Source organism: Rhizobium sp. NXC24, from assembly GCF_002944315.1.
Classification (GTDB): domain Bacteria; phylum Pseudomonadota; class Alphaproteobacteria; order Rhizobiales; family Rhizobiaceae; genus Rhizobium.
In genome coordinates, this window is the sequence record NZ_CP024312.1 from 136041 (window position 1) to 150782 (window position 14742).

A 14742-nucleotide genomic window follows, 5' to 3' on the forward strand; every position below is an offset into this window, starting at 1 on the left:
AAGCACTGAGCGGCATCGAGAGGGCGACGGGACGGGTATCCCGATTACGCGCTATCTCCAGACAGCCTTCAGGTACCATTTGGAGGCGCTCCCATGACCGATATCATTGTCCGTTCTTCTCTCCTGGAGCCGGCGGCTCAGCCGCTGATCGAAGGGCTGGTGAGCGAATATGACGGCAGGTACGGCGCTGCGAGCCGGCCGGGTGGAGCGCGCACGGAAATCCTGCGCTATCCCGTCACGTTATTCTCTCCGCCGCTTGGCGATTTTCTGCTTCTGCAGCGCGATGGCGAGACGATCGCCGGTGGCGCCTTCATGAGCCACGATGACGAAACGGCTGAACTCAAGCGCATATGGACACATCCGACGCTGCGCCGTCAGGGGCTTGCTCGACGAATCGTAGTCGCACTTGAGGAAAGCGCTGCGGAGCTCGGCTACACCCGTGCCTATCTGTCGACCGGTTTCCGTCAGCCGGAGGCTGTCGCGCTCTATGTTTCGCTCGGCTATCGCCCGCTTTTCGATGTGACTGCGGATCCCGTCTATTACCGCTCCCTGCCGTTTGAAAAGCCGATCGGCGCAAAGGCAGGCAAGATCGGTTCGACACCGATCTATCCGCCCGCGGCCACTTTCGAGGAGGCGACGGCGCGCGTGTCTGCGCTGAAAGCCGCACAGGAACAGAAGATCACCGCGCGTCTGGCGACGTACGAGATCTCTGCTGCCTGAGGCCCTCAAAAACCGGAGATGCGATCGCCCCATCCAAAGCGAAGCGCCGGGACGGTAGTCTGCTTTTAAATCGTGACAAGACAGGAGTTTACATGACCACTATCGCAATTGGCCTGACTGTCGGCGTCGGGTTTGATGTCGCCGCACGTTCCGGCAACAGGCGCGAAGACCAGCGCGATCATTGGCAAGCCCTCATCGCGCAGATAGACGAGGCTGTCGATTTTGTGACGCTCGATGATGGATTCGCACACGCCGAGGGCGATGGTCTGGATGCCGTGCTGCTTGCCAATTGGCTTGCGCCGCGCAGCCGCAATATTGGCATCATCGCCGGCGCACCCGTCAGTTTCCTGGAACCATTTCACGTCTCGACTGCAATCGCGACCTTGGACTTCGTCAGCGGCGGCAGGGCAGGGTTGCTTGTGCAGCAATATCGTGGAGCCCAGGCAGCACAAGCCAAGCATGCGCTCGGCGAACTTGGTGGCTTCCCGCCGGCGCAATCCACGGCTTTGGATCAGGACATACGCGATGCGATCGAGGTCATCCGGCTTCTATGGGATAGCTGGGAAGACGGAACGATCATCCGCGACAAGGAGAGCCAGCGCTTTCTCGATGGCTCCAAGCTGCATTACGTCAATTTCAAAGGGACGGGATTCGATATTCTCGGCCCCTCCATTACGCCGCGGCCGCCGCAAGGTCAGCCTGTGATTGCTGTGACCTATCGCCAGGACGAAGATCTTCTCGCCGCGACGGCGGCTGATATCGTCTTTCTGCGCCTGGCGGCAACGAGCATCGGAGATGCGGCTGAAAGGATCCGCAGCTTTGCCAGCAGCAAGACAGGAGCCTTTATTGCCGACGTCACCCTTGAGGCCGGGAGGCACACAACTGCTGAACTGGTGGCGCAATTCGCCGGGCTGGCCCGATCGGGCATCAACGGTATTCGCCTGTTGCTCGCCGATCCGGCAGAGCAAGTGGCTTATCTCGGCAGCGAGCTTTTGCCTGCATTGAGAGCGGCCTTTCCAGTCCGCGCCGCAGCCGGCGGCTCGCTTCGAGATCGGTTTGGCCTGCCCCTAGCGGCCAATCGGTTTACGGCGGCGGCGTGAGTTTCAAGGGAGCAGTCCATGGCTAAAAAGCAGGTCATTCTCGGCGCGCAGTTTCCGGGCGTCAACAATTTCACCGTCTGGAGCGATCCGGCGGCAGGAAGCCAGATCGAATTTTCATCGTTCCGACATTTCGCCGAAACTGTGGAGCGCGGCAAATTCGATTTCATCTTCCTGGCCGAGGGGCTGCGTATCCGCGAGCAGAAAGGCCGATTTCATGAGCTGGACGTTGCCGGCCGACCGAATACGCTGGCGATTCTGACGGCGCTTGCATCCATTACCGAGCATGTCGGCTTGATCGGTACCCTGACGACGACCTTCAACGAACCTTACGCGCTCGCCCGCCAATTGGCGACGCTCGATATATTGTCCGGCGGCCGGGCTGGTTGGAACGTTGTCACCTCGCCGGGCGCCTTTACCGGCGCGAACTTCCGCCGCGGCGATCACCTGCCGCATGGCGAACGCTACGAACGCGCGCGCGAGTTCATCGAAGCGGCATGGGCGATATGGAGGGGTGGCGAGTTTTCGGTTCGCTCCAGACACTTCGACATTGCCGGACGGTCGGGGCTCGCGCCCTTGCCGCAAGGCGCTCCGGTGATCGCCCAAGCCGGCGATTCGAATGAAGGTAGGGAATTGGCTGCCAGTCATGCGGACCTCATCTATTCGCGCCACGGCTCACTGGAAGCGGGTCAGGCCTTCTACGCGGATGTGAAAAAGCGTCTGGCGAAATACGGCCGCAGCGCGGACGCTCTTAAAATCCTCCCCGGGGCTCACTTCGTAATCGGTGATACGAAGAAGGATGCGGAGGAAAAACTGAACGCGATCCGCCTCCAGCAGGTCAGCCCGAAGAATGCGATCGTGTTTCTGGAACAAGTCTGGAACCGCGACCTATCGAGCTACGATCCGGACGGGCCGTTGCCGGAGATCGAACCCAATGTTTCCGATTCGCGCCTCGCCCAGGGGCGGGCGAGCAATCAGGATATCAAGGGCCGGCTAGAGACGGCGCGCCTTTGGCGTGAAATTGCCGATCGTGATCGTCTTAGCATTCGCCAATTGGCCATTCGTGTCACCGCGCGCCAGCATTTTGTCGGAACACCGGATGGCATTGCGGACGAGATCAATCGCCATGTGCAGGCAGACGCGGCCGATGGATTCGTCTTTGCGCCTCATTTGACCCCCGGCGGCTTTGACGAATTCGTGGAAAAAGTCGTGCCGCTTTTGCAGGAGCGGGGGGTCTATCGTACCGAGTACGGAGAAGAGACACTCCGTGTCAACCTCGGCTTGCCTAAACAGTTGCCAGCGGCTGCCTTATCAGGCTTGGCGGCAGTGCTATGAAAGATGGCGCTCTCGCAGACGCTTGCCGGGTAACCTCGAGCCGACCGCATCACAGAGGGTTTCAGCGGGCAAACTCGGCGGGGAGTCGAACATTGGCTAGCCATGGGCGGAGGTAGGCGGGTGGTTCGACGAAGCGCCGCAGCCGTGGCAGGCCAATCCCAGATGGATCTGACGGATGAATTGGTAACTCTAAGCTTGCGAGACGAGATCGACCCAGGCCCCGACCCGCTGCGCATACCGATCACGGACGGGGAACTGGAAGCAATCGCCGAGCGGCTGGACCAGGAATCGCAAGGCGATGCGCTTTGGGTATTCGCCTACGGCTCGCTGATCTGGAAGCCTGATTTCGATGCAGTGGAAGCACGTGTCGGAACAGTCAAGGATTGGCATCGCTCGTTCTGTCTTCGAATGACGCGATGGCGAGGATCGCTGACGCAGCCGGGGCTCATGCTTGCATAGAAGCGAGGTGGGTACTGCAAGGCCGTCGCGTTCAGATTGGATGACGGTGATCGCCTGGGCCAGATTCGGCGGATGCTTCGCCGTGAAATCGGCACCCTCGAAGACTCGTCCACCATAAAGTGGATCCGCGTACAGACCGAGCAAGGTCCTGTGCGTGCTTTGGTCTTCTGGGCGGATCCAAAGGGAGGGCATGTTGCTTCCAAACTGTCACTGGAAGCGGTAGCAGGCATATTGGCAAGGGCGTGCGGTGCCAGAGGGTCATGCGCCGAATATCTCTATTTGACGGTCAAACATCTCGAGGCCTGGGGAATTCGGGACCTCAACCTGTGGAGACTTCAGAAGCTCGTTGCCAGTGAGCTTAGGGCTATCCACGAATTGGAAAGCGTGACAGACCGTGTCCGCCTTGTGAGTGGAAGCGCATAGGACGAAACTGGCATTTCCTGGCGACGGGATCATCGCATTTGGATCGGAGATGCACCTGCCCTAGATCAGATGAACAGGGGACATCGCCAATTCCCCCGCCCATCGGGATGCGGGACAAGCGACGATCTCGCATGCCGTTGTTGTGGGCTTCTGCTTTTCCGTGATCGCAACGTCTGCAAGCTCGTCGAATTGCTTCCTGAAACGGCATTCATCGCCATTGTCGGCGACGATCCGGCTTCGTCCCGCAACGGCTTATCGCACCGAGCTTTATCTGCATAGCTTGAATGTGCCTGCCGGACGCATGGCCTATCTTCGGACCGCCCGGATGCTGGTGTCGAAGGGGTGCGTGAGCAGCCATCATTGGGGGAGACTTCGCCTCCAGACCGCCTTAGTCGCGCAGTAGCGGAAGCAGTTGATTGCCCTGGCGCTTGATCTCGGATGCGTCAGGTAAGTATTGCCGCAATTTGTCAATAGAAACCCATCGCCTGATGCTCGGAAAGCAGCGGGTCGCCAGTTCGAGCTTGTTCAAATGCAAAAAGTGACTGTGAAATGCCGGGGCCGGCGGATCGTTTCCCTTTTAAGAGCGAAGTATGAACAACTGCAGGCAGAGGTAATTCAGGGTTATCGGCCAAACTTAGCCATAAGAAGAAACAAGCCGTGCCACCTGAGAACGCATCCATCGGTTGGCGGGATCATTGTCGCCTGCCGCCGACCAGACCATCGATATCGGGCTCACCGTCAAATCGAGGGGAACTTCGGCCATCGCCAAGCCGAACAGACCGGCATACCGCTTCACAATTCTGGTCGGCAGGGTGGCGATCAGGGGCGCTTCGAGGACGGCGGTCAGCACTGTGAGGAATTCCGGCGCTGCCACAGACACGTCGAGCCGCACGTTGATCCGCTTCAACGCATCATCAATGCAGCCTTCGATGGCATCCTTCTGGGAAACCAGGGCATGCTTCAGGCCGAGATAGCTGTCGCGGTCCAAAGTTTCGGGAAGATCAAGAAGCTTCGGATTGTAGCAACACATCAGCGATTGCTCGAACAGCAGGCTCCGCCGGTGTCTGTTGTTGCCGTCATCGTAGCAGCCGACGCCAAGGTCGATGACATTGTCGTCCAAAAGCTTATGGACCAGCTCGGGGTTGACCGCTCGCGCAAGCACTCTGATACCGGGGGCCATCTCATTCAACATAGCGGCGAGACGCGGCACGAGCAGCACCTCAAGCTCGCTGGAAAAGCCGATGCGGAATATCTGCTCGGCCTCGTCCGGCTCGAAGGTCGCAGGCGTTACGATCGCCAGCTGCGTGCGACTGAGTATGTGCTCCACGGCTTCGGCGAAGCGCAGCGCCCGATGGGTCGGCTGCATGACCTGACCGACACGTACGAACAGCTCGTCTTGAAGCAGGGTCCGGAGAGTGCCGAGATTGTGGCTCATGGCGGGCTGCTGGATTTTCAGCCGGACAGCCGCCTTCGTCACGCTACGCTCCTTCATGAGCGCATCGAAGGCGACGAGCAGGTTGAGGTCGAAAGACCACAAATTGAAATGATCGATGGAGACAATTTCATTCATCGATTTGATCGTTGCATAAATTCTCCCTACTGTCCATAGCCATCAGACAGCGCTGTCCCGGTCCAGTTCAACTCGAAAGGAAATTCCATGAGCGATCTTGGAAAGGAATATCGTATTGCCGGCGTGACGGTCAGAAAGATGCAGGAGCAGTATCTGCACAGCGTTCCGCCCTCATTTCTCTTCCCGACTGCCGGATCCGAGGAGATCAAGGCGATCGAGCCGCGTCTTTCCGCCGTCGATATGGAAGAGGGCCGCGATGCCCTTGTGATGAGCATCCACAGCTGGCTTGTCAGGACGCCCCATCACGTCATCCTCATCGATACGGGTTCGGGTAACGATAAGGAGAGACCGCGCAATCTCGCCTTCCATCAGCAGACCATTCCGTTTCTCGACAGGTTGCGCCAGGCAGGTGTCGAGCCCGAAGATGTCGACTTTGTCATAAATACCCACCTCCACGTCGATCATTCCGGCTGGAATACCGTGCTTCAGGACGGACGATGGATCCCGACTTTCAAAAACGCCCGCTACGTCTTTCCACGCGCCGAGCAGGAATATTACGCGTCGACGGCGAGTCACAACGATGTCAACACTCCCAGCCTCGGCGTCTATGAAGACAGCGTAAGGCCGGTGATCGAGGCGGGGCTTGCCGATTTCATCGACAGCGCAGGCGGTCCTTTCCTCGATCGATTCATCTTCTTGCCGACGCCTGGGCACAGCATCGGCCATATGTCCGTTATGCTGGAGGCGGACAATGAAGCGGCAATCTTCGCCGGCGATGTCATGCACCATCCGATCCAGGTGGAACAGCCCGACATCAACACGGTCTTCTGCGAATTCCTGGATCAGGCTGCCCAGTCCAGACGGCGCGTCCTCGAACTCGCAGCTGATAGTCGCGCCATGTACTTCTCCACGCATTTCCCCGGTTCGTCTGCTGGTTATGTCACCCGCGACGGCGAAAAATTCAGGTGGTCCTATGTCTAACAACGAGCTCGCATCGTCAGCTTTTGACGCCAGTCAGATCGTATTCGACGAGCATTACGTCGACAGCGGAACCGAGGGCATCAAGCTCTATCTGCGCAATAAGCGAAGGAAGGACCACAAAGTCTTTCTTGCGGAGAAAACAATCGTGATGGTGCATGGAGCGACCTTCTCGTCCGGAAGTCTTTACGACGTTCCCTTCAATGGAATGTCCTTCATCGACTTCCTCGCGCATCATGGGTTCGACGTCTTTGCCGTCGATGTCCGGGGCTACGGAAAATCGACCCGTCCACCGGAAATGCAGGCGCAGCCCGATCTCAACCCGCCCCTTGTTTCCACCGACACGGGCGTCACCGACTTCGCAACGGCTGTCGAGTTCGTGCTTCGACTTCGGGGCCTGAAGGCTGTCAACGTGTTCGCAATGTCGTGGGGCGGTACCGTAGCCGGCGCATATGCTGCTCGCAACGCCGACAAGGTCGTCAAGCTCGCGCTGCTCGCGCCACAATGGCTGAGTGACGTTCCCATTCCCATCGACCAGGGCGGTTCCCTCGGCTCCTACAGGCTTGTTCCCGTCAAAGCGGCCCTGGCGCGTTGGCTGGGCACCGCACCTGAATACGCGCGTGAACGTCTTGTGCCCGAGGGCTGGTTCGATCTCTGGTCGGAATTGACCCTCTCGGAGGAGACGTCGCCAGACGATAGGGAGCAAGGCAAACTTCGCGCCACCAACGGGCCGATCCAAGACATCCGCGCCTACTGGAGAGCTGGAACCCCATATTATCAGCCGAGCGAGATTCGCGCTCCGGTGCTGCTGTTGCACGGCGAATGGGACATCGACGTTCCGCTTGATCTGGCGCGGGCCTATTTCGAGCAACTGACCGGTGCCTCCTACAGGCGATGGGTGGAAATCGGGGAGGCGACACATCTGGCCCTCATGGAGAGCCACCGCATGCAGGCCTATGCCGAGGTCGTCCGCTTCTTCGATGAAGCTTTCAAACCGGAATAGAGTCTGAACGACCAGGCTCCGGCATCGAATCCGGAGTCTGCTTCCTCCATCAAAGCCGGCCGCGCGTTCACCGTCCATCAAACCAGCCGTTCCCATGACAATTCTGATCACCGCCATCCTGGATGCCGGACGAAGTGCCGTCGACATCGCGATATTCACCTTTCTGCCTCTCATGATCGTGACATTTTCGCTGATGCGCTATGTCGAAAACATAAGCGCACTGCGATGGCTCGCCATCAAAGCCAATCCTGTCTGCAGAGCTTTCGGTCTGGATGGCTTGGGGGTTGTGGCCGTCCTGCAACTCAGCTTGGTAAGTTCTGCCGCTCCAATCGCGGCCTTGTCACTGATGACACACAAAAGGGCGTCGGACAGATTTCTTGCAGCTGCCTTTGCTGGTGTGCTTGCCGCGGCTCCCGCAAATGCGAGCTTGCCGCTAGCGGCTATCGGTATCGATCCTGCGCTGATTATATTGAACGGTGTCTGCGGCGCACTCGTTGCCTCAACCTTCGCATACTGGATCGTCGGGCGTCGTTCTCTTTCACCTTCGAGCATCGTTGTTGGCGACGACGATGTGGATAATCACGGTGAAGGAAGGCTCGATCTTCTTTCGGCAATCAACCGCGGGGGCGCTGATGCCATCAAGGTTATCTCCGCGGTTTTGCCCGTCCTCGTGATTGCGCTTGCACTCGTAAAGCTGATCCAAAGTGCTGGCGCAATTTCAGCTTTCACGTCCGTCGCTCAACCATTGCTTCAAATGCTCCATCTTACTCAACAAGATATCCTGCTGTTTATGACAAAGTGCCTAGCAGGATCGAGCGCAGCGGTGGCACTGCTTTTCGACCTTCAAAAGGAACTGCCCCTTCAAGATAAGCAAATCATTCATAGTTCAGCACTTCTGCTCAATCCACTTGATCTTCCGGGTCTTTCCATTCTCATCGCATCAGTGCCGCGGTTGCGGCCCGTTGTGGGTGCCGCCATCCAGAGTGCGTTGGTCGGAATAGCTGTTAGAACGGCAATATCGTCATGTTTCTAGGCTTCAGTGCCAGTTTGCCCCGAAGAATTGTGGTTCGATCCCCCGTAGGTTCGCATCTCTTCAACTGCAGCCAGACATTGGATGGTGGGGTCCCAGGTTTTGCCCCCATCAACGTGGAGACGAGGACGCTCTGCCCAGATGCCACATGTTCTGAGTATCCGAGCCGAGCATCTCATTCGACCTTACGCAGCGTTGGGGGATACGGGAGTTCAATCAGGCAATCCGGCCTTCTCCAGTCCGCCAACATAGAGTTCGGACATGCGATGATCGCGAAAGACGCTGGTTCGGGAACTGCGCAGGTTGGAGGCCGGCTGCGCCTTCAGGATATCAGCGATCACCGCCCCTGCCTCTTCGAGGCGACCAAGATGTCCCAAAGCTGCGGCTCGATAGCGGCGTGCGACATTGTGGGTCGGCACTTCGGCCAGGATGCGGCCCGTTATGTTCACGGTTTCCTCAAAATGGCCGGCAAAAAAATGCGCGCACGCCAGCCCTAGCAGCGGGAAGTAGCTTCTGGGATCGACCGGACTGAGGCGCCGCGCCTCTTCGAATTGCTCGATGGCCCTGAGGCTCTCACCGAAATAGTTGAACACCCACCCGCAAAATGAGCGGACGTGCATCGAATTCGGGTGCAAAGCAAGCGCGTGGTTCGCGAATTCTAGCGACTGCTCGAAGCGGACACCGAGTGTGGAGTATGCCCAGGCCGCGATAGCGAGGACAGCAGCGTTCTCGGGATCGATTGCGACTGCCTGGCCCGCCAGTTCACAAGCCTCCGCTGTGCTCGCCATCTTATCCGCGGCCCATCCATTCAGCGTCATACGGACGAGGCATTCGGCCAATGCGGCAAGGGCATCCGCGTAGCTTGGGTCGAGCGCGATCGCCCGGCGCAGCATGGTTTCGGCTTCCACGAAGCCATCCCGCGTGTAGGCGTTCATGGACGGCAGCGCCCGCAGATAAAGATCGTAGGCACCGAGATTGTCCGTCGGTTTCCGCTGCGCCCGCTCTATTTCGGCCAACCGGAGACGTGGTTCGACGGCCACGACGACGCTTGTGGTGATGCTATCCTGCAAATCGAAGATATCCGCCAGGTCGCCGTCGAAACGATCGGCCCAGATGTGCCGTCCGGTAGAAGCCTCGATGAGTTGCCCGGCGATGCGCACGCGCTGCCCCGCTTTGCGGATCGAGCCTTCCAAAAGATAGCGCACGCCGAGTTCGCGCCCAACCTGACGAGCGTCGACAGATTTATGCTTGTAAATGAAGGACGAGTTACGGGCGATGACGAACAGCCACCGGGTGCGGCTCAACGCCGTAATGATGTCCTCTACAATGCCGTCCGCGAAATAGTCTGTCTCCTGATCGCCGCCGAGGTTTTGAAACGGCAGTACCGCAAGCCAAGAGCGCTCCATCGCGGACCGGGCTGCCACGGAATGGTTTGGCACGACGCTTCCAGCAGGGTCTATCTCGCTAGGTAGAATCTGATAGGCCCTGATCGGGCGCTTGATATTTTTGAGATCTCTCTCGCCGAGGTCGATGATGCGGCAGTCCAGCCTGTCGCGGACCTGGTCATAGGCTGCGGCCGAAAGGCAGACGCCATTGGGTTCGGAAATACCTTCGAGGCGCGCGGCGATATTAACGCCGTCCCCCATGAGATCTCCGTCGGTCTCCTCGACAATCTCACCCAGGTGAACGCCGATGCGAAATTCGATGAAGCGGTCCGGGGGCAGTCCTGCATTCCTCTCCGGCATGGCGGACTGAAGCTCGATCGCGCATCGCACCGCATCGATCACGCTCCGGAACTCGACGAGCAGGCCATCACCGGTGCGCTTGAATACGCGCCCGTTGTGGGCGGTGACCGTCGGGTCCACATGTTCACTCCGCTAGGCTCTGAGACGCGCCAAAGTGCCATCCTCGTCGGCGCCTGTTAGTCGGCTAAAGCCGATTACATCAGCAGCTAATATCGCGGCGACCTTTCGCGTTTCAGCCATGGCATCCTCGTGCATTCTTGGGGACGCTATCTAGCACGATCATCTGGCACCACGCTACGTGGCTCTGTTGCAAATATTCGGCTTGGTCGCGTGAAGCCGTTCGTCCAGGTTCGCCTCATGCGACTTGGCGTTCGAGAGGCAGTAGTTATCGGGTTTGGGTCAAGGGATGACGTGACGTCCGTGATCAGGCGACCTGCAAGTTGCGCGATCTTCCTCCACATCTGCACCACAGCATCTGGCGATTTGATCTGTGGCTAAGCATCTCGAAATTTCGCTCATCCACGGTCAAATGCTCCACGCGGCGGGTACCAGCGAGGAAGCTCGGTTCACAACAAAACCCGCAGCTGAACGAACCCTTGATCGTTTTTACGCTTGGTCTAACTCCCCCAACTCCGGAGCGACGGCAGAGCGAAACAATTCAAAATGATCGTCAACGGATTGGACTTCCCGAAAATGCCCTATGTTGGAATGATCGTCGGCAACCGAATATATAGGCGCTGACGGCCGAGAGATCACAAGCGCTCCCGCCTGCTACGGGAGACAATCATGTCAGACGATCCCAGGCCGCCAACGAGACTGCCAGACATTTTCGAGACTACAACCCAGGCAATCGTCAAAGCGCGTGAGTTGTTGGAGGGCACTGCTGAACTCGTTGAGTCACGGCCTGCCGTTCGAGGTCGCGCTCATCAAGTCGCGGAGCCGGTGTAAGTCCCTCAACGTCTCCTTAGTACCTTCTCTGCTTTTGGTCAAAAGCCCTTTTATCATCATGAAGCTCACAAGAATTTTCCGACGAAGAATGCATGCTTCGGCAATTCTAATCCTTTGCTCGACACGATTGATAGCCTTGCTTTCGGCTATGGGCAAAACCTCCGCCGAGCATTTGAGATGCGAAATCGGTCCGACATACGCAGCTATGACGGCAGGACGTTCGGATGCTCGTGTAAATTCGGCAGACCAAAATTGCGGTAGGCAATAAAGAATGTCGACGTTTTGATTAGGTCTACGGAGGCGGCGAGCAGCCGAGATGAGCGCTGAAGGAGCAGCAATGTTTGGGAGCGAGGACCGAGAATGACGCTGTACATGTTGATCCGCTGAATGCCGGATCCTTGAAAAGCCAGTACGTCATCGTTGAATGTGCCGAAGGTCGCGGACGAGCGGCGACAATGGCCCCACGCTGCTCATCTGTAAATTGTTCACAGCTGCGGCCTGCGACATCCTTACCAGCGCCCGCCTTCACCAGCGCAAGCTTCGGGCTCATGAATTGCGGCACAGCCTTCTAGCTGACGGTTCGAGCTCTTTATGCTCGAGGCCCTGAATTGCATCAAGGAAAAAAGAACTGGTCCACTGCAGTCACCAGCCAAAACGAGAGTGTCGAAATAATCGCCGCAGCCGGCAGGGTAACGACCCAGGCGACGACAATGTTGCCCGCCAAACCCCATCGTACCGCCGAAACGCGCTTCGCCGCGCCGCCGCCGATGATGGCGCCGGTGATGGTGTGGGTGGTCGAAACGGGAATGCCGAGCCAAGTGGCGCCGAAGAGCGTCAAAGCGCCGCCCGTTTCGGCGCAGAAACCTTGCATCGGGTTCAGCTTAGTGATCTTCGAGCCCATCGTATGAACGATGCGCCAGCCGCCCAACAGGGTACCAAGGGCCATTGCTGCTTGGCATGAAAGCACCACCCAGAGCGGCACATGAAAGCTGCCGCCGAGATAGCCCTGCGAATAGAGAAGTGCGGCGATAATGCCCATGGTCTTCTGTGCATCATTGCCGCCGTGACCAAGCGAATAAAGTGACGCCGACACGAATTGCAGGAAGCGAAACGATCGATCGACCGCGAACGGTGTCTGCCGAATGAACGTCCAGGTCACCGCCAGGATAAGGAACAACGCCAGGAGGAAGCCAATCATCGGCGACATGACGATCGCGACAGCGGTCTTGATAAGACCACTCCAGACAATCGAGCTCAGTCCGGTTTTGGCAAGGCCTGCCCCGACCAAGCCGCCGACAAGGGCGTGGGAGGAGCTGGAGGGGATGCCGAATATCCAAGTGACGACATTCCAGACGATGGCGCCAACCAAGGCGGCAAAAATCACCTGCGGTGTGACGATCGCCGGATCGATGATGCCTGTGCCGAGCGTCTCCGCCACATGGAGCCCAAAAAACAGGAAGGCGATGAAATTGAAGAAGGCGGCCCAGAAGACTGCATATTGTGGCCTCAGAACCCGCGTCGATACGATTGTCGCAATCGAATTGGCCGCGTCATGCAGGCCATTGAGAAAATCGAACAGCAAGGCAACAGCGATCAGGCCGACGAGCAGGGGAAAAGCGAGCGCTGCATCCATCAGACATTCTCGATCACGATGCCGCTGATTTCGTTGGCGACATCCTCGAAACGATCGACCACCTTTTCCAGCTCGCCGTAGATCTCACTGCCGATCATGTACGCCATCGGATTGTTGGCCCCGTGCCGACGAAACAGATCTTTGAGCCCCTGTTCGTGCAGTTCGTCGGACCGACCTTCCACCCGCGTGACCTGCTCGACGATTGCCGACAGTCGCGGTGCGTTGGCGTTGATGCGATCAAGCAACGGGATTGCCTCGGCAATAAGATTGGCCGCCTCGACGACCGTCTTGCCCATTTCCTGCATGCCCGGATCAAAGCTGCTCTGTTCGAAGAGGCGGATGGTCTTCACCGTCTTATGCATCATGTCGATCGCATCATCCATGGATTGAATGAGGTCCTTGATGTCTCCACGATCGAAAGGCGTGATGAAGCTTCGCCGCACGGCCTGCATGACTTCGCGCGTGATATTATCCGCCTCATCCTCCAATCGGACGATAGTTTCGCATTGATGCTCGATCTCTTTCCCCGAGAGTAGCATGTCCAGGGCTTGTGCGGCTGCGACGCTTGTCTTGGAATGTTGTTCAAAGAGTGCAAAAAACTGGTCTTCACGTGGCATCAACCTTCGAAACCAACCAAGCATGAGCACCTCTCGATTGCCTAATCCTCGGGCGATAGACGACGACAGCCGCCATCAGGGATAGCAGTGTTCTAAACGCTATCTCTTGGAGCTGATACTGGCGAATTTCGGTTTATGACAGATTTATGAAAATGCGGGAGGTGCACGTGACATCGAGATTGCTCGATGTGATGGCCGGAATGCACCTTCGTATTCACGGGTTACGTGGCAGGTGCCACCAATGAGCGTCTTGGCGCCTTCCCGTCATCAACGCCGTGCGCCAAACTAAGTCATGGCGGCACGCATCAGCGGAGCACAAGCCGCGGGCGATAGTCGGACCTTCGCGAAGGCCTTACCGGGTTGCGACGATCGAGGTGCTCGTATCGTAGGGTTCGCGTAGGGAGGCCGGGTCGCCTCTCTGTAAATTCAAACCTTGAATTTCCCGAGCGATGGTCGGATCCCTGCGCGATCGGCTGCCATGTCGACTGGGCGGACCGCGCGCCAGATCTAAGAAGGGGCCGACGGGCGGCGCCCCGCACGATGCATATCAGCACATCAAAAACTTCTATCAAACCCTTCGGGTCAGCGCTAACATGCGCTTTGGGTGGTTCAAAAGGGCATGGAATACAGGCCTATCGAAAAGTACCGGTACGGCTTAGCGACACTTTTGGTGCGGCGCCCACACCTCCGTTGCCATGCGAAGGCCGCCCATTGGTGGAGCGACGTTCTCGAAAATTATGCCGATGCTATCAGAGTTCGAGATAGGCTGCGCGCGGAGGGAGACGATAGCAAGCTGATCGCAGAATACGAAGAACTCTGCCATGAGCTTGAGGATGAGCTTGAAGGCTATTTCACAGCTGCTGGCTGACAACCAAGTCCTTCAGCGAGCCCTAGGCTCTGCCAGGAACCAGGATATTGCTCCAGCGAGGATAGAAATTTCTGTGCTGAGCAGTACAAATATTTCTTCAGCATGCTAGAGAGGTCATTGCGATCATTTCTGTCTCAGGTGAGCAGCTATCATATCGCGATTGGCATTGTGTATCAGCAGCGTCTCGTAAAAGACTCTCAGAACGCTTTCCGCCAACTCCGTGTCCAAGTGTTGCATACGAAGGAGAGTCACTTTTCGCTCCTGCCGTGAGACCTGTTCCTCACTTTCGGCGATATGGCGATTTACGACATCTAGG

10 protein-coding genes and 2 pseudogenes are annotated in these 14742 nt (G+C 57.8%); 8 read left to right on the plus strand and 4 right to left on the minus strand.

Translation table 11 applies throughout. From position 1 onward, the window contains the following. Nucleotides 1–93 precede the first annotated feature (93 nt). The 5 genes and pseudogenes from NXC24_RS20985 to NXC24_RS35765 all read left to right on the plus strand — a co-directional run. Entirely contained in the window at nt 94–720 is a 627-nt protein-coding gene (locus NXC24_RS20985; protein WP_104825399.1) for a GNAT family N-acetyltransferase, read from the plus strand. A 92-nt stretch (nt 721–812) separates the two neighbouring features. Further along, the gene (locus tag NXC24_RS20990; RefSeq protein ID WP_104825400.1) at nt 813–1820 is read left to right on the plus strand and encodes an LLM class flavin-dependent oxidoreductase; all 1008 of its coding nucleotides are present in this window, start codon (nt 813–815) and stop codon (nt 1818–1820) included. A gap of 18 nt (nt 1821–1838) precedes the next feature. Continuing rightward, complete coding sequence (locus tag NXC24_RS20995) at nt 1839–3152, plus strand: NtaA/DmoA family FMN-dependent monooxygenase (RefSeq protein ID WP_104825401.1); 1314 nt, start codon at nt 1839–1841, stop codon at nt 3150–3152. Between the two features lie 102 nt (nt 3153–3254). Beyond that, a pseudogene (locus NXC24_RS21000) lies at nt 3255–4034 on the plus strand (gamma-glutamylcyclotransferase). 124 nt (nt 4035–4158) lie between these two features. Then, nucleotides 4159–4341, plus strand: a pseudogene (locus tag NXC24_RS35765) (FAD-dependent pyridine nucleotide-disulfide oxidoreductase); the annotation flags it as partial. 327 nt (nt 4342–4668) lie between these two features. On the opposite strand, the gene NXC24_RS21010 reads toward NXC24_RS35765, so the two are convergent. Then, complete coding sequence (locus NXC24_RS21010; RefSeq protein WP_104825402.1) at nt 4669–5604, minus strand: LysR family transcriptional regulator; 936 nt, start codon at nt 5602–5604, stop codon at nt 4669–4671. Between the two features lie 87 nt (nt 5605–5691). Between NXC24_RS21010 and NXC24_RS21015 the strand changes: the two genes are divergently transcribed. From NXC24_RS21015 to NXC24_RS21025, 3 genes are all read left to right on the plus strand, one after another. Further along, a complete protein-coding gene (locus tag NXC24_RS21015; RefSeq protein ID WP_104825403.1) occupies nt 5692–6585 on the plus strand; it encodes an MBL fold metallo-hydrolase in 894 nt (297 codons plus the stop codon). After that, complete coding sequence (locus NXC24_RS21020) at nt 6578–7585, plus strand: alpha/beta hydrolase (RefSeq protein WP_104825404.1); 1008 nt, start codon at nt 6578–6580, stop codon at nt 7583–7585. Before NXC24_RS21015 ends, NXC24_RS21020 begins: the two co-directional genes overlap by 8 nt. 94 nt (nt 7586–7679) lie before the next feature. Further along, on the plus strand, nt 7680–8618 hold the full coding sequence (locus NXC24_RS21025) for a hypothetical protein (RefSeq protein ID WP_104825405.1): 939 nt from the start codon (nt 7680–7682) through the stop codon (nt 8616–8618). Between the two features lie 209 nt (nt 8619–8827). Here the strand turns inward: NXC24_RS21025 and NXC24_RS21030 are convergent, their stop codons facing one another. The 3 genes from NXC24_RS21030 to NXC24_RS21045 all read right to left on the minus strand — a co-directional run bounded on the left by NXC24_RS21030 (nt 8828) and on the right by NXC24_RS21045 (nt 13582). Beyond that, nucleotides 8828–10480, minus strand: coding sequence for an adenylate/guanylate cyclase domain-containing protein (locus NXC24_RS21030; RefSeq protein ID WP_104825406.1), 1653 nt, complete (start codon nt 10478–10480; stop codon nt 8828–8830). A 1441-nt stretch (nt 10481–11921) separates the two neighbouring features. After that, a complete protein-coding gene (locus tag NXC24_RS21040; protein ID WP_104825408.1) occupies nt 11922–12941 on the minus strand; it encodes an inorganic phosphate transporter in 1020 nt (339 codons plus the stop codon). Further along, nucleotides 12941–13582 carry a DUF47 family protein gene (locus NXC24_RS21045; protein ID WP_104825409.1) on the minus strand — a complete coding sequence of 214 codons (642 nt, stop codon included), beginning with the start codon at nt 13580–13582 and terminating at the stop codon, nt 12941–12943. Before NXC24_RS21045 ends, NXC24_RS21040 begins: the two co-directional genes overlap by 1 nt. Nucleotides 13583–14742 lie beyond the last annotated feature (1160 nt).